At 57.2% G+C, this 20025-nt stretch carries 18 protein-coding genes; 9 read left to right on the top strand and 9 right to left on the bottom strand.

The window, feature by feature from the left end; all coding sequences use genetic code 11:
* Window positions 1–28: 28 nt before the first annotated feature.
* Genes BN873_RS08580 through BN873_RS18760 form a run of 9 tightly spaced genes read right to left on the bottom strand, consistent with a single transcriptional unit; the run spans window position 29 to window position 9074 of the window.
* Window positions 29–1099 (bottom strand): methyl-accepting chemotaxis protein, encoded by a 1071-nt coding sequence (locus tag BN873_RS08580; protein ID WP_048672892.1) that lies wholly within the window; start codon window positions 1097–1099, stop codon window positions 29–31.
* Complete coding sequence (locus BN873_RS08575; protein ID WP_048672890.1) at window positions 1096–2190, bottom strand: protein-glutamate methylesterase/protein-glutamine glutaminase; 1095 nt, start codon at window positions 2188–2190, stop codon at window positions 1096–1098. Before BN873_RS08575 ends, BN873_RS08580 begins: the two co-directional genes overlap by 4 nt.
* A complete protein-coding gene (gene cheD / locus BN873_RS08570; RefSeq protein ID WP_082161180.1) occupies window positions 2190–2852 on the bottom strand; it encodes a chemoreceptor glutamine deamidase CheD in 663 nt (220 codons plus the stop codon). The genes BN873_RS08575 and cheD overlap by 1 nt, the downstream gene beginning before the upstream one ends.
* Before the next feature lie 11 nt (window positions 2853–2863).
* Window positions 2864–3697 (bottom strand): CheR family methyltransferase, encoded by an 834-nt coding sequence (locus BN873_RS08565; RefSeq protein ID WP_242434398.1) that lies wholly within the window; start codon window positions 3695–3697, stop codon window positions 2864–2866.
* 53 nt (window positions 3698–3750) lie between these two features.
* Window positions 3751–4314 (bottom strand): chemotaxis protein CheW, encoded by a 564-nt coding sequence (locus BN873_RS08560; RefSeq protein WP_082161179.1) that lies wholly within the window; start codon window positions 4312–4314, stop codon window positions 3751–3753.
* A gap of 8 nt (window positions 4315–4322) precedes the next feature.
* Entirely contained in the window at window positions 4323–6368 is a 2046-nt protein-coding gene (locus tag BN873_RS08555; protein ID WP_048672886.1) for a chemotaxis protein CheA, read from the bottom strand.
* 7 nt (window positions 6369–6375) lie between these two features.
* The gene (locus BN873_RS08550; protein WP_048672884.1) at window positions 6376–6741 is read right to left on the bottom strand and encodes a response regulator; all 366 of its coding nucleotides are present in this window, start codon (window positions 6739–6741) and stop codon (window positions 6376–6378) included.
* 41 nt (window positions 6742–6782) lie between these two features.
* Entirely contained in the window at window positions 6783–7067 is a 285-nt protein-coding gene (locus BN873_RS08545; RefSeq protein ID WP_048672882.1) for an STAS domain-containing protein, read from the bottom strand.
* A gap of 9 nt (window positions 7068–7076) precedes the next feature.
* Window positions 7077–9074 (bottom strand): methyl-accepting chemotaxis protein, encoded by a 1998-nt coding sequence (locus BN873_RS18760; RefSeq protein ID WP_053085273.1) that lies wholly within the window; start codon window positions 9072–9074, stop codon window positions 7077–7079.
* A 984-nt stretch (window positions 9075–10058) separates the two neighbouring features.
* On the opposite strand from BN873_RS18760, the gene BN873_RS08535 reads away from it, so the two are divergent.
* From BN873_RS08535 to BN873_RS08495, 9 genes are all read left to right on the top strand, one after another.
* Window positions 10059–12500: a chemotaxis protein CheA gene (locus BN873_RS08535; protein ID WP_048672880.1), complete on the top strand. Its 2442-nt coding sequence runs from the start codon at window positions 10059–10061 to the stop codon at window positions 12498–12500.
* A gap of 3 nt (window positions 12501–12503) precedes the next feature.
* A complete protein-coding gene (locus BN873_RS08530) occupies window positions 12504–12965 on the top strand; it encodes a chemotaxis protein CheW (RefSeq protein ID WP_048672878.1) in 462 nt (153 codons plus the stop codon).
* Between the two features lie 72 nt (window positions 12966–13037).
* Window positions 13038–15299 (top strand): methyl-accepting chemotaxis protein, encoded by a 2262-nt coding sequence (locus BN873_RS18755; RefSeq protein ID WP_053085272.1) that lies wholly within the window; start codon window positions 13038–13040, stop codon window positions 15297–15299.
* Between the two features lie 44 nt (window positions 15300–15343).
* Window positions 15344–16519, top strand: a complete 1176-nt coding sequence (locus BN873_RS08520; RefSeq protein WP_048672876.1) for a protein-glutamate methylesterase/protein-glutamine glutaminase — start codon at window positions 15344–15346, stop codon at window positions 16517–16519.
* 30 nt (window positions 16520–16549) lie between these two features.
* Window positions 16550–17386 (top strand): CheR family methyltransferase, encoded by an 837-nt coding sequence (locus BN873_RS08515; RefSeq protein ID WP_048672874.1) that lies wholly within the window; start codon window positions 16550–16552, stop codon window positions 17384–17386.
* A gap of 67 nt (window positions 17387–17453) precedes the next feature.
* On the top strand, window positions 17454–17822 hold the full coding sequence (locus tag BN873_RS08510) for a response regulator (protein ID WP_048672873.1): 369 nt from the start codon (window positions 17454–17456) through the stop codon (window positions 17820–17822).
* A 93-nt stretch (window positions 17823–17915) separates the two neighbouring features.
* Window positions 17916–18404, top strand: a complete 489-nt coding sequence (locus tag BN873_RS08505) for a hypothetical protein (RefSeq protein WP_048672870.1) — start codon at window positions 17916–17918, stop codon at window positions 18402–18404.
* 383 nt (window positions 18405–18787) lie between these two features.
* Complete coding sequence (locus tag BN873_RS08500; RefSeq protein WP_048672869.1) at window positions 18788–19180, top strand: hypothetical protein; 393 nt, start codon at window positions 18788–18790, stop codon at window positions 19178–19180.
* Window positions 19181–19205: 25 nt separating this feature from the next.
* Complete coding sequence (locus tag BN873_RS08495) at window positions 19206–19763, top strand: YiiX/YebB-like N1pC/P60 family cysteine hydrolase (RefSeq protein ID WP_048672867.1); 558 nt, start codon at window positions 19206–19208, stop codon at window positions 19761–19763.
* Window positions 19764–20025: the final 262 nt, after the last annotated feature.

Here is a 20025-nt window from a genome sequence, read left to right as displayed (position 1 = left end):
TCGGCTTGGCTCGTGGCGGAGGAGAGGGTCAAAAGAGTTCCACGTCCCCTTCGTCCATTGATTGCTGTAAGACCGTCTTGCTTTTCTGGCATAGCCCCGACCGTTGCAAAGCGTGCAGGTTGTCTTGCAGTTCCAGCAGCGCCTCACGGGTATCGCCGCCGTTTTGCGTGCTCTCGGCGAAGCTGCGCAAGCGGTTGCGCAATTCGCTCAACACTTGTTCCTGTTCGCTCAATTCCCGATCCGCGTGCGACAGCAACTGACCGACGATATCTTCAAATTGCAAGGACTGCACCGCCAAGCCGACGCTGCGGTCGATGCCTTGGCTCAAGTCCGATACCTGGCCGAGATTTTCCGAGATGTACTCATTCATCACCCCCAGCTTGGCAAACAGGATATCGGCCTGGTCTTTCGCTTCGATCAATGAGGTGGTATCGCGCATCGCCATCTGATTGACCACATCGCGGGTCTCGTGGACGATTTTTTTCGATTGTTCGACCTGGACGCGAATTTGTTCGTTAAGGCGTGCCGAACTGTGCGAAAGATTGCGCATTTCGGTGGCGACTACCTGAAATCCCCGGCCAGCCTCACCGGAGCGGGCCGCTTCGATGAACGCATTCAGCGACAGCAAATTGGTTTGCTTAGTGATCATCTCGACGTTGCTGAGCAGGGAAAACGTCTGATTGACCACTTCGGTCATCGCTTCCATCTTGGCGATCACCCCGCTGCTCTGGGCGCTGACTTGGGCCAAGGTATCCATGAAGCCTTGCAGGATCAACGACATGCCGTCGGCGATTTCCCGCACACTGGCGCGATTGTTGTTGGTTCCGCCCGCTTTCTTTTGCGATACCTCCTCAATCAGCGAGGCCACCAGTTGTTGCTGGGCGCGGGTCTGACTGTTGAGGCCGTTGAAGCTATTGCTGAGCTTGACCGCCGCATCGCTGATGATGGTTTTACCGCGCCGGATATCTTCATGCACCTTGACATCTTTCGAAGCCAGGATATCGCGCAGGCAAACCAGAATTTTAGTGCCGAGCCGCGCCGTCTCGTCCAGGTCGGGCGCTGGTGATTCCACCGCACGCACGCTGCTGTCCCCTCTCATCGCGAGTGCTCCTCCGCAAGCCGCATGATGTGCGCGGCGATGGCTTCCAGGGGCAGAATCTTATCGATTCCGCCCAGTTTGACGGCTTGCCCTGGCATTCCCCACACCACGCTGGTCTGCTCATCCTGGGCTAGAGTGGGCGCGCCGGCCTCGCGCATTTCTTTGATGCCGCGCGCCCCGTCATCACCCATGCCAGTCAAGATCACACCCACCGCATTCTGGCCGGCGTTGGCGGCAACTGAGCGGAACAGCACGTCCACGCTGGGGCGATGGCGGTTGACCGGTGGCCCGTCGTTGAGGCGGCAGACGTAACGGGCGCCGTCACGCACCAGCATCAGATGGCGGTCGCCGGGGGCGATGTAGGCATGGCCGGGAAAGATCTGTTGACCGTCGCGCGCTTCACACACCGAAATCGCCGCCACCGAATCCATGCGACGGGCGAACGGCCCACTGAAGGCTTCGGGAATGTGCTGGGTGATGACGATACCCGGACAGCTCAGGGGCATACGGATCAACACTTCCTTGATCGCCTCGGTGCCGCCGGTCGAGGCACCGATAGCGATGAGGCTTTCAGTGGTCTTGAAGGGCCGGGCGCGCTCTTCCCGCTGCAAGATGACATCGGCGGAATATTTTTCGCCCGCCGCCGGCAGCTTGGTCGTCGGGGGCGGCGAGCGGCGTTCGATCACCCGTGCGCGCGCGGCCATCCGCACTTTCTCGCGGATTTCCAGCGCATAATCATCCAGGGTGTGGGCCAGATCGACCTTGGGCTTGGTGACGAAATCGACCGCGCCCAGTTCCAGCGCCTGCAAGGTCACTGTTGCCCCGGATTCGGTGAGCGACGACACCATCACCACCGGCATGGGCCGCAACCGCATCAAATTGCTTAGGAAAGTCAGGCCGTCCATCCTGGGCATTTCGACGTCCAGGGTCAGGACATCGGGATTGAGTTGCTTGATTTTTTCCCGCGCAGCGTAAGGGTCAGCCGCCGCCCCTACGACCTGGATGCCGGGGTCCTGATCGAGAATTTCGGCGAGAATCTGCCGGACTAAGGCAGAATCATCGACGATGAGAACTTTGATTTTGTCAGCCATTAGCCAAAATCTCCGAACAGTTCGACGTCACCGCCCTGGCTGCTGCTCCGGCGCAGATCCTCCCGGTAAACATTTTCCTGTTTGATGATCGTTTCGCTGCGGATGTTGCGCAGTTTTTTAACCAGGACTTTGCCGGACACCGGCAGGTAGGCCATCCGTCGCGGTAAGTCGCCGCCGACATCCTCAGCGAGGACTGCCAGACGTTCGGTACGCAAATAACTCCGCACGAACGCGATGTTCTGTTGGCCGATATCGGTCATTCCACCGATGATCCGGCCCCCGCCGAAGATTTTGATCTCCAGATTTTCTCGGCGGCCGCCGTACTTGAGGATGCAGTTGATCAGCCGTTCCATGGCGTAGCTGCCGTAGGCGGCATCGGCGGTCAGCCGACGTGGGCTATCGTCGCCGTTGGAGCGGTTTTCTTCCGGCAGCATGAAGTGATTCATGCCGCCGATGTTGATGGCTTTATCGCGGATGCAGACCGAAATGCAGGAACCGAGCACTGTGGTGATCATTTCCTCGCAGTGGGTCACGTAGTATTCCCCTGCCAGAATTCTGACCACCTCCACGTTTTGGATTGGGTCCCAATAGCTTTTGGCATCAGTGAATTCGGGTAGGCGTAAATGTTTGATTCTTTTTTGGCCGGCTGGGACAGCTCTCATGTTCGCGCACCTCAAAGGCAGCGTTGATAGATGGTCTTGCCTAGCGGCGCGAACCGCTCGGTCACTTTGAACAGGGATTCGGAGTGACCGACGAACAGATGCCCCGCCTCGGTCAGCGCGTTGGCGAAGCGGTCAAACAAAATTCGCTGGGTAGGCTTATCGAAATAAATCACCACGTTGCGACAGAATACGATGTTGAACGGGCCGCGCATCGGCCAATCTTCCATCAAGTTTAGCCGACGGAACGTGATCAGCTCACGCAGCGCCGATGCCACCCGCACCTGACCGGCCTGGGCGCCCCGGCCTTTCTGGAACCAGCGCCGCACGCGCGCTTCCGGTAAATCCTTAATGCGACTGGCGTCATAGACGCCGCGCTCGGCGGTGGCCAGTACATTGGAATCCAAGTCGGTCGCCAGAATTTTTACATTCCAACCGACCGAGGGCAGGCTTTCCCGGACCACCATGGCGATGGAGTAGGGTTCCTCGCCGGTCGAGCAGCCGGCCGACCAGATGCGCAGGCGGCGGCTGCCGAACTGACCGGCCCGCACCAAGGCGGGTAGTAACTCGCGGGCCAGGTAGTCGAAATGGTGAGCTTCCCGAAAGAAAGAGGTGAGGTTGGTCGTCAACGCATTGACGAATTCGCCCATCTCATCGGTATCCTCGTGCGTTTCCAGCAAGTTACAATAATCCTCGAAGCGTTGCAGGCCACGCTGGCGCAAGCGCCGGGAGAGTCGGCTGTACACCAGCTCGCGTTTGCCGTCTGCTAGAGAAATACCCGCAATATCACCAATGATCCGGCGGACTCGCTGGAAATCCTGCTCGGAAAATTCGAATTCGCCGTTCACTGCCGTTTTGCTCCCGGATTTTTTAATCTTTTCCTGTTGGCCTGCGACGACGCTTACGCCGCCTGCGCGATGCCATGTTCGTTGGCGGGCCGCACCGTCTCCAGCGCAAACATTTCTTCCACACTCAAAAGCCGATCCACATCCAGCAACATCACCATGCCCGCCTCAATGGTGACCAGGCCGCTGATGAATTCGGTGTGGACGGCCGTGCCGAAATCCGGCGGTGGCTGGATGTCGGCGGCGTTCGGATTGAGTACATCCGATACCCCGTCCACCACCGTGCCGATGATCCGACTGCCGCTGGCTGATTGCACCGTGACCACGATCACCACCGTGGTCTTGGTATAGGCCATTGTTTCCAAACCAAAGCGCAAGCGCAGATCGATCACCGGAACGATAGCGCCGCGCAGGTTCATCACCCCGCGCACGAAGGGTGGCGCGTTGGGCACTTTGGTCACCGGTGCCCAGCCACGGATTTCCTGCACCTTCAAAATGTCGATGCCGTATTCCTCGCCCGCCAAGCTAAAAGTCAGGTATTGCAAGCCTTCCGCCGTGGCGTCGCGCTTGGACAGGCCCCGTGGGCCTAAAGTGGCTAAATCAGTCGTTTTCGTGTTCATCGTCTACCTCACAGCACTGGGTTATTGACCCGGATCAATCCGGATATATCGAGAATCAAACCGACCCGACCGTCGCCGAGGATCGTGGCACCCGCCACGCCGGAAACCCGCCGGAAATTTTTTTCCAAAGATTTAATGGAGATTTGCTGCTGCCCTTCTAAATCATCGACGAACAGACCGACCTGCCGGCCATCCGCCTCTACCACCACCAGGAGTCCTTTTTCTAAATCGGTTACGGCGTCTTCCGTCCCAAATAGCTCGTACAGGCGCAAGATCGGTAACGGTTGGCCGCGAAACCGCAGGATTTCTCCTTTGCCGGCCACCCGGTTGACGGCATCAGCCCGGATCTGCACCGATTCGATGACCGACAGCAGCGGGATGATGTAACAATCCTGGCCGATGCTGACCAGTTGGCCATCCAGGATCGCCAGGGTCAGCGGCAGGCAAATGGTGATGCGCGCTCCTTTCCCCGGCTGGCTGGTGATTTGGATACTGCCGCCGACATCCTGGATGTTGCGGCGGACCACATCCATACCAACGCCCCGGCCGGACACGTCGCTGATCTGTTTGGCGGTCGATAACCCTGGATGGAAGATCAACTCGTAAATCTGTTCATCGCTGTAGTCCTCGCCCGCTTTAAGTAGCCCGGTATCCAAACCCTTGCGCAACAAGGCTTCACGGTTCAGGCCACGTCCGTCATCACCGACCTCGATGAAAATACTACCGCTTTTATGGTAGGCATCCAGGCTGATGACGCCGGTGGCCGGTTTGCCAGCTCGCACCCGCTCATCCGGTGGCTCAAGGCCGTGATCAAGGCTGTTGCGGATCAGATGGACCAACGGATCGCCGATTTTTTCGATGACGGTTTTATCAAGTTCGGTCTGTTCGCCGTTGATCCGCAGATCGACTTCCTTGCCCAGCTTGCCGCTCATGTCATGCACCAGCCGGGGGAAGCGACTGAACACCGAGCTGACCGGTAACATGCGGATGCGCATGACGTGCTCTTGCAAATCGCGGGTATTGCGGTCCAGTTGATCCAACGCTTCATGCAGCTTATCCAGCCGGCTCATGTCGAAGCCTTCGCCCAAGGCACTGAGCATCGACTGCGTGGTGACCAATTCACCCACCAGGTTGATGACGGCATCGACCTTATCGATGCCGACCCGGATTGAACCGCCGTCGGGCGTGGTCACCGCGCTGGCGCGGCGGTCGCCTTTGCGGCGATCCTCGGTCTGGCGCCGTTCCAGCAACAGCTCACCCTGTTGACCTTCTTCAGCGGTGCCGGGCCGGACGGCCGGGCTTGGCAACGGCGGCGCGGCGGATACTGGCGTCACCGCTTCCACCAGCGGTGTCAGGGTTAACTCGCAATCGCCTTCCACCCAGGCAAATACCTCGGCGACCGCATCGTGCGGCGCGAGTCCGACTAGCTCCAATTCCCATGACAGATAGCAATCTTCAGGCTGTAAATCCGCCAGCCGGGGCAGTCGAGCTACATCGGGACGGACTGTCAGCTCGCCCAACTCGGCAAGCTCGCGGAACATCCGCACCGGGTCATTGCCGCTATGCATCATCTGCGGGTACGGCTGAAATTGAATGCACCAACCCAGCGTCTGCGGCGGTGTGGGTTCATCACTGGCTGGCGTGGCCGTCGGTGCGGTTTGCTTCAATTCCAGCAACTGCATCAATCGATCCCGCAATGCCTGGACGCGCTCATCATCGACCTGGGCATTTTCCCTGGCGGCGACGAGCATTTCCCGCAAACAATCGACAGATTCCAGCAGGGTATTGACCGCAGCCCGACTAATTGCCATCCGGCCTTCCCGCATCTTATCGAGCAGGGTTTCCATCAGATGGGTGAAATCGGTGACGTTCTTGAAACCGAACGTGCCGCTGCCGCCCTTGATCGAATGGGCTGCCCGGAAGATGGTGTTGATTTGCTCCAGGTCAACTGCCGCATCGGGTTCCAGAGCTAACAGGCCGGCCTCCATGACATCCAGGCCCTCGAAGCTTTCTTCAAAGAAGGTCTGGATGAACTGAGCGAGATCAATAGCCATGGGAGTGTTATCCCAAGACCTTGTTGACGGTCGCCAACAGTTTTTCTGGATTGAACGGCTTGACGATCCAGCCCGTTGCCCCTGCGTCCTTACCCTCCATCTTCTTCTCGGTGGTGGATTCGGTGGTCAGAGTGAGAATCGGGGTGAATTTATAAGCGGGTAGGCTCCGCAATTCCCGAATCAGTGTGATGCCGTCCATGTTGGGCATGTTGACATCGGTGATGACCAGATCGGAGGTCAGACCGCCCTTGGCGATTGCTAACGCCGCTTGCCCATCCTCGGCCACTGTGACCTGGTGGCCAGCTTCCTTGAGAGTGAACTCCACCATCTGCCGCATCGACGCGGAGTCGTCTACCACGAGTATGTTTGCCATCTTGTTGATTCTCCAATGTGTTTATTCTAAAAACCTATCTTTCAAGCCGCGTCGGTGTCGGTAAGCCCCAAGCCATCCACCAGCCCCAGCAAGCGGGCGCCTTCCAGCAAAGCTGGGGAGGGGTTGCGCCAACTGATCGATATGCCCAAGGAACGGGCTTCGACGAATGCACTAAGGAACACTTGTAGAGCGGCGGTGTGCGCTCGGCGTATCGCGCTGGCCTCGATTTCCAGCGGTTCGCCCGCTTGTAAGGCATCCAGTAAACGCTGGCGTAAATCGCTCACCAGGGCGATATCCAATTCGGATTGGCATTCGATCAGTGTCATCGGTTTCTCCTAAAATTCTTCCCACTCTTGCTCGGTCGCAGCGGCGGTAGCGGCGGGTTTTCTAGCGGCTGCGACTGGACGAGGTTTTGCGGGAGTTTTCACGACGGTGGGTCGTGAGCCGGTGGTTGGGACAGGCCGCAACGGGGTCGGGGCTTTGGCGGAGGTTGCGGTGGTCCCGGCGGTGGGGTTGGTGCGATCCAATTTAAAGAAGCCCATCAAGCGTTGGAGTTCCTGGGCCTGATCGCCCATGCTGTGGCTGGCGGCGGCGGTTTGTTCGACCAGGGCGGCATTCTGCTGGGTGACTTGATCCATCTGGAGGATGGCTTTGTTGACCTGCTCGATGCCGGCGGCCTGTTCCCGACTGGCGGCGGCGATTTCTGCGACGATATCGCTGACTTTCTTAATGGAAGTGACGATCTCTTTGAGGGTCTGACCGGCCTTATCGACCAGCTTGCCGCCATCTTCGACTTTGGCCACGCTGTCGGTGATCAGGGTTTTGATCTCTTTCGCGGCATCAGCGCTGCGCTGGGCGAGCTTACGGACTTCGCCGGCGACCACGGCAAAGCCACGGCCTTGTTCGCCGGCGCGGGCGGCTTCGACGGCGGCATTCAGTGCCAGGAGATTCGTCTGAAAGGCAATCTCATCAATCACGCCGATGATATCGGCGATCTTCTTACTGCTTTGATGGATGGCTCCCATCGCGGCGACGGCCTGATCGACCACCTGACCGCCTTGCTCGGCCTGGGTGCGGGCGGCCCCGGCCAATTGATTGGCCTGACCGGCGTTCTCAGCGCTTTGCTTAACCGTTCCAGTTAGTTCTTCCATGGAGGAAGCGGTCTCTTCCAGGGCTGAGGCTTGCTCTTCCGTGCGTTGGGCTAAATCACTGCTCCCTTGCGCAATCTCCGATGAGGCAGAGGCCACTTGGCTCGTCGCTTCGTTGACGCTCCCGACCATTCCCTTGAGTTGACCGACCATATCATCGAGCGCTTCAGCCAAATCACCGATTTCATCACCGCGCCGCAGATACTGCGGCTCAATACGCTGGCCCAGGTTGCCACTGGCAATCGTCTTAGCAAACTCGACACCGTAAGTGAGCGGACGGGCGACCATGTTGGCCAGGACGAGGGCGATGATGATTCCTAGTATGACCGCGATAATGATGCCAATACTGATGGTGGTAATGCTGAGCTGTTCGGTCGAGATCATGCTTTTGGCAGCATTGCTCGCTGCGTCATAAGCCAAGCGGACAGCTTCACCGCCGCGCTCGGTCATTTGCGGGATTATCTCTTTCTCGACTTTGGTATCGTTCGTGATCCAGCTCGCCGCTGCTTGGAAATACTCTTCGGTGGCTTTACGGGCTTGGTTGACTTTCTCATCAGTCCCAGATCCATCCATCTGGTTGAAATAGCGAATCAGTTCCCCGCGCTTTTGTAACATGTCTTTATAATAATCACGGTTTTTATAGAGACGTTCATCCTTCTCACTCTTCATGATCTCTAGCGCATTGATATAAACCCACAAGGCGGCTTCCTTCTGGCTATTTTCGTAGTATTCCTTCGCCAGCTTAATCACTTGTTGCCCTTGGTTGACCATCGTTGCCACGGCTACCTTATTGCTTTTCATAGCCTCAAGGAAACCATCAAAAGCCTTGGTGTACTCCAGGGTGGCCGTGCGAGCAGCTTTGGATTTTTCCAGCAAATCAGTGTTGGTTGACGCCTTATCAATCGTTTCTAATGCGGTGATAATCGTTTTGAGGTCATTATGAACTTTGTCGGCTGCCTCATAGTCGCCAAGACGAAAATCCCGGACATGTACCCGTGCATTCAAGGCATAACGCTCAACTTGAGTGGCCTCGACCAGGCCATCGAACTCACCACGGATTTGAGTGAGGTTGAAGATCGCAGTAATTCCCAGGGCCAGAAGGATGGCGAGCACCACCGACACACCCAGCAAAATCTTCAACCGTATATTCATCCGCAAGCCTTTTTTTTCATTGTTTTCTTTCATAGAAAAATCTCCTAAGTTTCAGATAGAGAATGATGTTTTAGAAATGAAAATCCTAACTTTCAGCTAGGGTCTCCTCAGCCATCAGGGAGGTAAAACACAGCTAGATTAGATCTGGCCTTTTCTTAGGAAGGCTTCTTCTTATTTAGAGAAAGCAACCTACTTTAGCATGTTTGGTAGTAGGCATTTTTTGGCCGATAATAAATGAAGCTATCATTCTTTTTTAAGTAGCTACCTCGGACTTTGGCTGACTGGCTGGCGATTAAATTTTAAACATCGCCAACCAGTTGCCTTAACCAAAGCGAACGATAAAACCAAGTTATAATCCTTAAACTACTTTAAAGAACCTTCTCCTAAACGAACTGCTCTCTCTTAATGGGATGGTGCGCGATACTCTAGCTCATTAGAGCAGCGACTATCCCTAACCTTCCACGGCTTTACTCCATTTCATGGGTCCGCTAATAGCTTCAGAAATGATGATATGGACTGCAATTTTTTATCATCTGGCGGATTAGTCCGGTTGGTCGGCGTAAGGGCAATATCAATGCCAATCGTTAAATTTTTTTTCAGCAGATGTTCGTTGCCGGTCAGTCGGTAACATTAAATGACAAATATTAATTAATATTATTAATAGGTTATAAATTTGTTGTGCTGCTGATCCTGGTATCTGTCTTTTGGTGCACCGTGTGGGTTGCGGGTAGCTAACGACCCACTATCGGCAGAATGTCTTTCAAACCACCGAAGATGCCAATATTTTGGCGATGCCATTTCCACGCCCAGTCAATTCGCTGTCGCTTACTCCACTTTCACTCTCTTTTATGTGACCACAGGGGAAGCAAATACCCATTAACTGCTTGATCCATATTTGAATGATGAGGTTGGTTCGGTTATTGCTTAACCCCCCGTGTTATTGAACCTCACCGGTTCTTTTTCCATTGACCACGGACTGAAGGCTCATGCCTCACTGTCTGAGCAACCCTATCGGCTATGGACGACATCCTTAAAGAATTCCTGACCGAAAGCCTTGAAGGCTTGGATCAGCTCGACACCAAATTCGTCTTACTGGAACAAAATCCAGAAGATCGGGATACGCTCGCCAGCATTTTCCGCACGGTCCACACGATTAAGGGAACCTGCGGGTTTCTCGGTTTTGGCCATCTCGAAAAGCTGACCCACGCTGGTGAAAATCTGCTGTCGCTACTGCGGGACGGCAAGCTGCAATTCAGTCGGGAAATCGCCAGCGCCTTGCTGAATATGCTGGATGCGGTGCGCACGATGTTGGGCGAAGTGGAACGCACTGGAGGGGATGGCGAGGAATCCTATGCCGATCTCATTGAGACCTTGAACCGGCTCAAGACCGGAGGAGCCAGCGCCTCCGCTGGTTCAGCGGCCAGCCCGGTGACGATACCGGCGCCAGAGATCCCAGCATCACCGATCAACGAGGCACCAGCGGGTGCGCACTGCGAGTTTTTGCTCGCGCCTGCGGCTGATGTGCTGCTCGACGCTGTGGAGAAGACCCCGCCCGATGCTGAAGCAACCTTCAGCCCGGCATCGCAACCCGCCCTTGATAATCTGATCTTCTTTGGAGTGCCCGAACCGGCTCCATCGGTGCCTGAACCCGCCGCCACCGCGCCCATGCCCACCGCATCGGCACCTCAACCACCTGCTGAACCGATTTCCCCACCGCCGGAGCGAGCCAGTCCCGCACCCGTTGCACCGAGCAATGGAGCACCCACCATCGCGGAAAGCTCGATCCGGGTCGATGTGCCGCTGTTGGATAAGCTGATGAATTTGGTGGGAGAACTGGTACTGGCACGCAACCAAATCCTCGAATACAGCACCCTTCAGGAAAACGTACCGCTGCTGGCGGCTTCACAACGCTTGAATCTGATCACCAGCGAGCTTCAGGAAGGGATCATGCGTACCCGGATGCAGCCTATCAACAACATCTGGGCCAAATTTCCCCGCGTAGTGCGCGATCTGTCGGTCAGTTGCGGCAAACAGGTCCGGGTAGAAATGGAAGGCAAGGAGACGGAACTCGATAAAAGTCTGATTGAGGCGATGAAAGATCCGCTAACCCACTTGATCCGCAACGCCATTGATCACGGTGTCGAACTACCGGCGATCCGGCGGGCGGACGGCAAGCCCGAGGAAGGCCGGCTGTCGATGCGCGCCTATCACGAAGGTGGCCAGGTTCACATCGAAATCGGTGACGACGGCGCCGGTATCAATCCCGGCAAGCTGCGCAACAAGGCGCTGGAAAAAGGGCTGATTACCGCCGAACGTGCCCTCACCATGACCGATCAGGACATCCGGCGCCTGATCTTCCTGCCGGGGTTCTCCACCGCCGAAAAGATCACCAATATCTCTGGTCGTGGCGTCGGCATGGATGTGGTCAAGACCAACATCGAGAAAATCGGTGGGGTCATCGACCTGGAAAGCGAGCTTGGCCACGGGACGACTTTCAAGATCCGCATCCCGTTGACCCTGGCCATCGTGCCGGCGCTGATCATCACTAGCGGCAAGGAGCGCTTTGCAATTCCCCAGGTCAACTTGCTGGAGCTGATCCGCATCAACGAGGAGCAGCGCAGCACCGCTATCGAGTACGTTCACAGCAACCCAGTCTATCGGCTGCGCGGCAAGCTGCTGCCCATCGTGCATCTCAATCGGGAATTACGATTGGCTCCCGCCCGCGCGACCGGCGTCATCAATATCGTGGTGTTACAAGCTGGCCAGCACCAGTTTGGTTTGGTGGTCGATCAAATCAATGACACCCAGGAAATCGTCGTCAAGCCGCTCGATAAGGTGTTGCAGGACATCCCGGTGTTCGCCGGCGCCACCATCATGGGCGATGGGCGGGTGGCCCTGATCCTGGACGTGCTGGGCATCGCCCAGCAGGCCCACATCCTCAGCGAAAGCCACGACCAAGGCATTTCCGCTCAATTGCGCGAGGCGCGGGCACGCGCTGCCGAACGCCAGACCCTGCTGCTGGTCCGTTCGCCGGGCAACAGCCGCCTGGCCATCCCGCTGGCGCCGGTTTCCCGACTGGAAGAGATTCCAGTCGATCAGGTTGAAAGCGCCGGCGATGTGGACGTGGTTCAGTATCGCGGCCAGATCCTGCCGTTGATCCATCTGCGGGACATTCTCAGCGAGCGGCGCTCGTTCAATCGCCTGGCGGAAGCGGGCGGGGCGGCGGCCGATACGAACTTGTTGCAAGCCATCGTCTTCGGCGATGGGGTTCGGCAAGTGGGCCTGATCGTCGATGAGATCCTCGACATCATCCAGGATGTGTTTGAGGTCAAGGGCCGCGCGACCCGTAACGGGGTATCGGGCACGCTGGTGATTCAAGGGCGAGTCACTGAGCTGTTCGATGTGGATAGTTTTCTGCGCCGGGTGGCTCCGCTGCTGGCGCTGGTAGAGGAGGTATAAGCCATGGCCGACCAGCGTCAGCTCTGTACATTTTTCCTGGAAGAGCGCTTTTTCGGTATCGAAGTCGAGCGGGTCCAGGAAGTCATCCGCTACCAGACCGTGACCCCGGTGCCGCTGGCGCCGGCCGTGGTGCGTGGCCTGATCAACCTGCGCGGCCAGATCGTCACTGCCATCGATTTGCGGCGGTTGCTGCAAGTGGAGGATCGGGCCGACGAACGCTTGCCGATCAACATCGTGATGCACGCCCGGCAAGGGATTTTTAGCTTGCTGGTGGATCGGATCGGGGATGTGTTGGAAGTGGACGAAGACAGTTTCGAGCATCCACCGGATACGTTGGATGGGATTGCGCGGGAATTGATCAGGGGCGCTTACAAATTGCAAGGCCGCCTGTTGTTGGTTCTGAACATTGCCAAGTTGTTCAGTCCGGAAATTTTGCATCGCGGCCACCCGATGGCCGATGCCTGAGCGCGAGAGAGGGGAGGGTCCGGCCTGGCGTGGGCCACTCCGCATAAGATCGCCAGGAGGAGATTGAAACCGATGAAAATGATGAAGAATTTGACTCTGCGCGGCAAGCTGGCGCTGATGCTCGGCTGGGCTGTTGCCGGCCTGTTGCTCCTGGTGGTGTCGTCACTCGCCCTGCACTGGCGTGATACCCACGAAGGGCCGAAAACCGTGGTGCTCAGTGTGGTGGAGGTGGCGACCGGCGTCCTTGATCGCTACCAAAAACAGGAGCAGGCCGGTGCCCTCACTCGTGAGCAGGCCCAAAAGCTGGCATTGGAAACGCTGCGCAACATGCGTTACCAGGAACTGTATTTTGTGGTGCTGGATCAAGAACAACGGCTGCTGCTGCACGCCGCCCGGCCCGATCTGGAAAGCCAGCCGCTCCAGAATGCCCGTGATGCCGGTGGTTTGGCCGCAGCGACGGGCGACTTGATAGCGCTCACCCGGCGCGATGGCCGGGGCTTCGTGGCCCATGAGGGGTCATCGAGCGCTGACGGGGCAGGATCGCAGGTCAGCTACGCCCGCGAGTTTGCGCCCTGGCGCTGGACGCTGATGGCCAGCGCCCGCACGGTCGCAGCCAGCGGTGATCTGTGGGGCTTGCTCCTGCGCGAGGGGCTGCTCGCGGTGATCTTCATTCTCCCCCTCGCCGCGTTATTTTTCCGCATCAGCCGTACTCTGCAAGCCAGTACGGGCGGCGTCGTAGAATTGGCGCGTCGTTTGGCTGGCGGTGATCTGTCCCGGCGGGCGCCCATCGTGGCCGAGGACGAACTCGGTACGGTGACGCAGGCGCTCAACCAGGCGCTCGATAGCCTCCATGCCGGGCTGCAAGCTGAAAAAGTCGATTGGGCCGAACTGGCCGAACAACGCAAGCGCGCCGGACAGGCTCTGGCCATGGTTCAGAGCGCGCCGACCGGTATCCTGGTGGCGGATCGCAATTTGCGGATGCGCTATATGAACCCGGCAATGGAGCGCACGCTGCGGCGGTTAGAGCCGGAATTATCGGTGCCGGTCACCGGGTTGCTGGGCCAGCCGGTCGAGGTCTTGTACCCGCGTCAAACCGACCTGAAACGCATCGTCGCCGACCCCAGCCGTTTGCCTCACACCGCAACGGTCACGCTGGGCAATGAAACCTGCGAACTGCATTTCAGCGCGATCCATGACCCGGACGGTGCCTATTTGGGGCCAATGATCACCTGGGAAATCGTCACTGAAAAAGTCCGCGTCGAACGCGCCGCTAAAGAGTCCAGCGAGCGGGAGAAGGAAACCAGCGAGCGGGAAAAAGAGCAGAGTTATCTGCTGCAAACCAAAGCGGATCGCATCCTCAAGGCCGTCAGCGCCGCTGCCGCCGGGGATCTGACGCAAGAGGTCGCTGGCGGCGGCAACGAAACCATCGACCGCTTGGCGCTGGGACTAGGCCAGTTATTGGCCACGTTCCGCGACAGCATGGGGCGGATCGGCCAGACCGCGCAAACTCTGGCCGGGGCCGCTGAGGAATTGACCGCAGTCAGTCAGCAGATGGGCGGCAATGCCGAGGCCGCATCGCATAAAGCGGTCATGGCGTCTAGTACGGCCGACCAGGTTAGCGCCAACGTCGAAGCCGTGGCCACTGCCACCGAGGAAATGGGCGCCAGTATCCGTGAAATCGCCCTGAATGCCGCTGAAGCCGCCAAAGTGGTGGCCTCGGCCGTCACCATGGCGCAAAGCGCTAACGCCACCGTGCGCAAGCTGGGGGAAAGCAGCGCCGGCATCGGCAACATCATTAAGGTGATTACCTCCATTGCCGAACAAACCCACCTGTTGGCCCTGAATGCCACTATCGAAGCGGCCCGTGCTGGTGAGGCGGGCAAGGGCTTTGCCGTGGTGGCTAACGAGGTTAAGGAACTGGCCAAGGAAACCGCCAAGGCCACCGAGGAAATCGGCCGCAAGATCGAAGCGATCCAGATGGACACCGGCAGTGCGGTGGACGCCATCGGAGGAATTAGCACGATCATTAATCAGATCAACGATATCCAAATCACCATCGCCAGCGCTGTTGAGCAGCAGACCGCCACCACCAACGAGATCGGTCGCAGCGTGGTCGAGGCCGCTCGGGGTGGGGCCGAAATCGCCCAAAACATCACCAACGTCGCCCAAGCGACGCAAAGCACGCTCGGCAGTGCCAACGATGTGCATAACGCCTCCAGCGAAATGGCGCGCATGGCGGCGGAACTGCACCAACTGGTTGACCGATTCCGCTACGAACCCGCCGCGCCGGCCAACTACCGGCCAGGGCGTGGTGTCATTCGAGCGGTGACTTGAGATCTCAGCCATATCACTTGATTCAATAAGATGGACATATCGCAATGAACGGGATCGCCAAAATTCGCCTGATGCTGGTAGACGATTCGGCCTTAATTCGCCGGTTGCTGGCTGACGTGTTGACCGGCGACCCGATGCTCGAAGTGGTCGGTCAGGCCCCCAACGGCCGGGTCGCCCTGGAAAAGCTGTCGGTCTTCAATCCTGACCTGATCGTCCTTGATGTGGAAATGCCGGAAATGGATGGTTTGGAGACGTTGACGGAAATCCGCAAACGCCAGCCGCGCCTGCCGGTGATTATGTTCAGCTCGATCACCGAGCGGGGCGCGATTGTGACCCTGGAAGCCCTGGCGCGTGGTGCCAACGATTACGTCACCAAACCGTCCAACACCGGCAACATGGCGACCGCTTTACAGCGCGTGCGCGATGATCTGATCCCACGGATCAAGGCGTTTTGCCGTCATCTGACGATCCCCTCGGCAGTGTCGGCATCGGCATCGGCATCGGCATCGGCATCGGCATCGGCGCCGACGGTGGCACGGTCGGCCGGCTGGGTGCCGTTCGGCCGGGCGTCGGTCGAGCCACTCGTGTCGCCCAGGCCAGTGAGCCGGCCGATGGCTCCGGTTTTACCCCAGTTGCGCCAACGAGTGGATATCGTGGTTATCGGCGTATCCACCGGTGGCCCACCAGCGCTGACCACGTTGCTGGGGAGATTACCAGCCACGCTGCCGGTGCCGATCCTGATCGTTCAGCACATGCCGCCGATCTTCACTCGACTCTTAGCGGAACGTCTGGCCACGCAATCCCCGCTTAACATCGCCGAGGGCGTGGCCGGTGAGACGGTGCGGCCTGGTGTGGTGCGTGTCGCGCCGGGCGGTTCGCATATGACGTTGGAGCGTCAGGGAACCCAAGTGCGTCTGCAACTACATCAGGGTGAGCCTGAGAATTCCTGTCGGCCCGCCGCTGATGTGTTGTTTCGCTCGGCTGCCGAAATTTATCGCGGTAATACCTTGGCTTTGGTGATGACTGGCATGGGTAATGATGGATTGCGTGGCTGTGAGGCAATCCGTAAGGCGGGGGGCCAAGTCCTGGTGCAGGATGAAGCCAGCTCCGTGGTGTGGGGGATGCCGGGTTTCATAGCGAAAGCGGGCTTGGCGGACGGACAAATCCCGTTATCGCAACTCGCTAGTGAACTGCTCAGCCGCCTACGGGTGGGTCGCTAGATACCCCAACTTCAACCCTTGATTCTGCCGATGAACGCGATCAGCGAAACCGATTTCAACTACGTGCGCGACCTGGTGAAGCGTGTTTCGGCCATCGTGCTGGAACCGGAAAAAGCCTATCTGGTCGAGACGCGCCTGACCCCGCTGGCGCGCAAAACCGGCTTTGGGTCGCTGCAAGCGCTGCTCGCCTCATTGCGGGTCGATGGTAATCCTCGCCTTCGGCATCAGGTGGTCGAAGCGATGACCACGCACGAAACCTCGTTCTTCCGGGATGGCCATCCGTTTGAAACGCTCAAAGCCAGGATTTTGCCGGAACTACTGGCGCGGCGTTCGTCGAGCCAGCATGTTGCGATCTGGTGCGCGGCGTGTTCGAGCGGGCAAGAACCGTTCAGCGTGGCGATGCTGGCGCGGGAACATTTCCCGACCTTGGTCAAGGGCCGCTTGCGGATCATCGCTACCGATTTGTCGGAAGCGATCCTGGCACGGGCGCGGGAAGGGTTATACAGCCAGATCGAAGTAAACCGGGGCCTGCCTGCGACCGAACTCACCCGGTATTTCGACCGCCAGGGTCTGTGCTGGCGGATCAAGCCAGAAATCCGGCGGATGGTGGATTTTCAACAGAGCAACCTCGCTGGCGCGTGGCCGAATCTGCCGCTGATGGATGTGATTTTTATGCGTAATGTGTTGATTTATTTTGGCATAGAAACCAAGAAACAGATTTTGAACAATGTGCGTCGTGCATTGAAGCCGGATGGTTACCTGTTTTTGGGGGCTTCGGAAACCACGCTCAATCTGAGCGCCGCCTTCGAGCCGATTACTTTGGGTAAAACCACCTGCTATCAGTTAAGCCAGACCAGTTCCCGCTAAGGCCGCCACGCCCCTGGAACTCGTCTTCTCGATGCAAAACAACTTTATTTGAACAGGAGTCAGCCACATGAAAGTTTTGATCGTTGACGACAGCAGCGCCATGCGCATGATCGTCCGCCGGACCTTGCGCGAGGCGGGTTACGGGAATCTTGAGGTCTTGCAAGCGGGGGACGGCAACGAAGCGTTAGCCGCCATCCACAAAGACCCGCCGGACCTGATTTTTTCGGATTGGAATATGCCGAATAAATCCGGCATCGAGCTGTTGGAAGCTCTCAATGAAGAGGGTTGCAAAATCCCCTTCGGTTTCGTCACCACCGAATCCTCGGCTGAAATGCGGGCCAGGGCTGCCCAGACGGGCGCCAAATTTTTGATCACAAAACCGTTCACCGCCGAAATCTTTGCCAAGGTTCTCGATGCCTTCCTCAAGAAAGGTTAGGCAGCCGCGCATCCTGGTCATCACGGGCTTGCCGGTCAGCGTGACAGCGTGCCCATTCGTTTGTTTATATTGATAAAATCTGGAGATATTTTTATGGCAACGACCACATTCGCTTTACCTAATGCGACCAGCATGGCCAAAACCCTTGAAATGCTGTTCGGGGGCAATGTGCCGGTTACGTCCGCCAAACCGCTGGATACCAAAGCCGGCAGCGGTAATCTGGTAGCGACTTATGTCGGTGATGATGGCAAAGTCGTCGCCGCCGCTGTTTGCGATGTTCCCTTCGCTGCTAATGCCGGCTGTGCGCTGTCGATGCTGCCGCCCGCCGCCGCCAAAGACACCATCAAGGCCAAGAAACTGGAACAGACCATGCTCGATAATCTGTACGAGGTGATGAATATTCTCTCGACTCTACTGATGAACGAGCGTACCCCACATTTGAAACTGGCGGATTTGCATCCTGATCTTGGCAAACTGCCACCGGAAGCCAAGGCCCTGTTGGGAGCCGCTAAAGGACGCGCGGATTTTAGTGTGAACGTGCCGCGCTATGGGAATGGCAACTTGTCAGTGCTGACCGTTTAAACCATAAAAACCATTGTTTATATTATTTTTTCAGCCCTGGTTAATTATTCGAACTCCCCTCCCGAACCAGGGCTGTTTCCACCGCTTTTCTTGGATAGGTCAGCGGATCGCTGGCGCTTGCCAAATGCTATGAAAATCTAAAATAAGGGCTATTACCCCTGCGATCTTGGGCCATACTATTTATGGGACATCTATAAGCTTGGGGATTTCGCGCTATTTCTGAAAATCGCCTCCCTAGATTGTAGTTAAGCGGAAAGTCCCACAGTAAAAACTCGGTAATCAAAATAGCCAACCCCTACGGTGTTTCGCTTATGGCCAAATCCGCTACAGCTATTTGTCTTTTAGTTCTTTTTATTTTTGCGGGGTGCAGTGTGAAACCAACGATGCGGCAAATTGCAGATTCTATTCAACTCGGTAAAGAGTGGACCGAACTCCAGCCGACGCCACCCTTGGTGGTCAGTGAACAGGTCCAAAGCATCGCCATTGCCATGCCCAATCTACCCGATTGGGAAATTCGCCCGGAAAGCGCTTCCTTTGTGATGCCGGGTGGTACACCCATCAAGATTGAAGTGGAACTCCTCGCCGCTGACGGGGCGCGGTTTATTTTGGATTCAGTCGGTCTAGGTCAAGGACTTTTATTTTCGCGTCGTCCTCAAGACCCTAGCCCCAGTGCCTCCCGGTTGCCATCAGGTATGGCGTTTACGAGTGTGCGCTTGCGTTCCGACCAACCCCTGCAAGGCGGTCGGGTGATGTGGATTTGCATCACAAATTACTAGAACAGCTCATAGAGGGAGATGTTTCATGCTAACTATCAGTGATCTCAAACCCGCTGATATCCTCCTTTCCACTGGCGAGGCGAAAGCGTCCAAGGTGATCCGTGGCGGCACGATGTCTCGTTACAGCCATGCCGCGCTTTACATTGGTAAGAGCCAGATTATTGAGGCTATCGGCAGCGGAGTGACTTTACAAAGCTTGGAAGACGCCATGAGTGATGACACGTTGGTGTCGGTGTATCGACGGCTGCGTATGTCAGATGAACAAGGATTACAAGTCATTCGCTACGCAAAGGAGCAGATTGGCAAAAAATACGACTATGTTGGGGCTTTTGGCGGTGGTGTCACATCAGGGCCAGGCTTCCTCATCGGTATTTTTCTTAGTCCTATAGTCATTGGTGCCGGTGTGGCCGCCGATTTGTATAACCGAATGAACCCGGAAGCCGCGTTTTACTGTTCCGAGTTGGTGGCTATCGCTTTCGAAAAAGCCGCCGTCCCGTTAGGCTCTGGCGCGGCAAGCACCACCCCGGCGGATATTTCTCGCTCTCACGTTTTGAACTATATCGGCGATTTGAAAAAGACTTGATAGCGCATCAGCTACATAGGCCGGAGCCAGTTTGAGGGATGGCTACCACGTTTTGTCCTTATCCTACTGGATAGATCCGGCTGTACTATCCCAGACCTGTACGGCCCGTGAGGCTGTACGGGCGACCGAGCGGGTATGTGTGAATTCATCCCATCCGCTCGTCTGTTCAGGTGGCAGGCGAGCCATTGCCACTCGCATCTCTTCCTCACTGATCCTTGCTTCCATCCTATCGCACGACTATTCCCGCGCCAGAACTTTGGCG

The sequence above is a fragment of the Candidatus Competibacter denitrificans Run_A_D11 genome, assembly GCF_001051235.1.
GTDB lineage: Bacteria > Pseudomonadota > Gammaproteobacteria > Competibacterales > Competibacteraceae > Competibacter_A > Competibacter_A denitrificans.
Note: the sequence above shows the minus strand (reverse complement) of the source record. Positions and strands in the feature narration are given on the sequence as shown.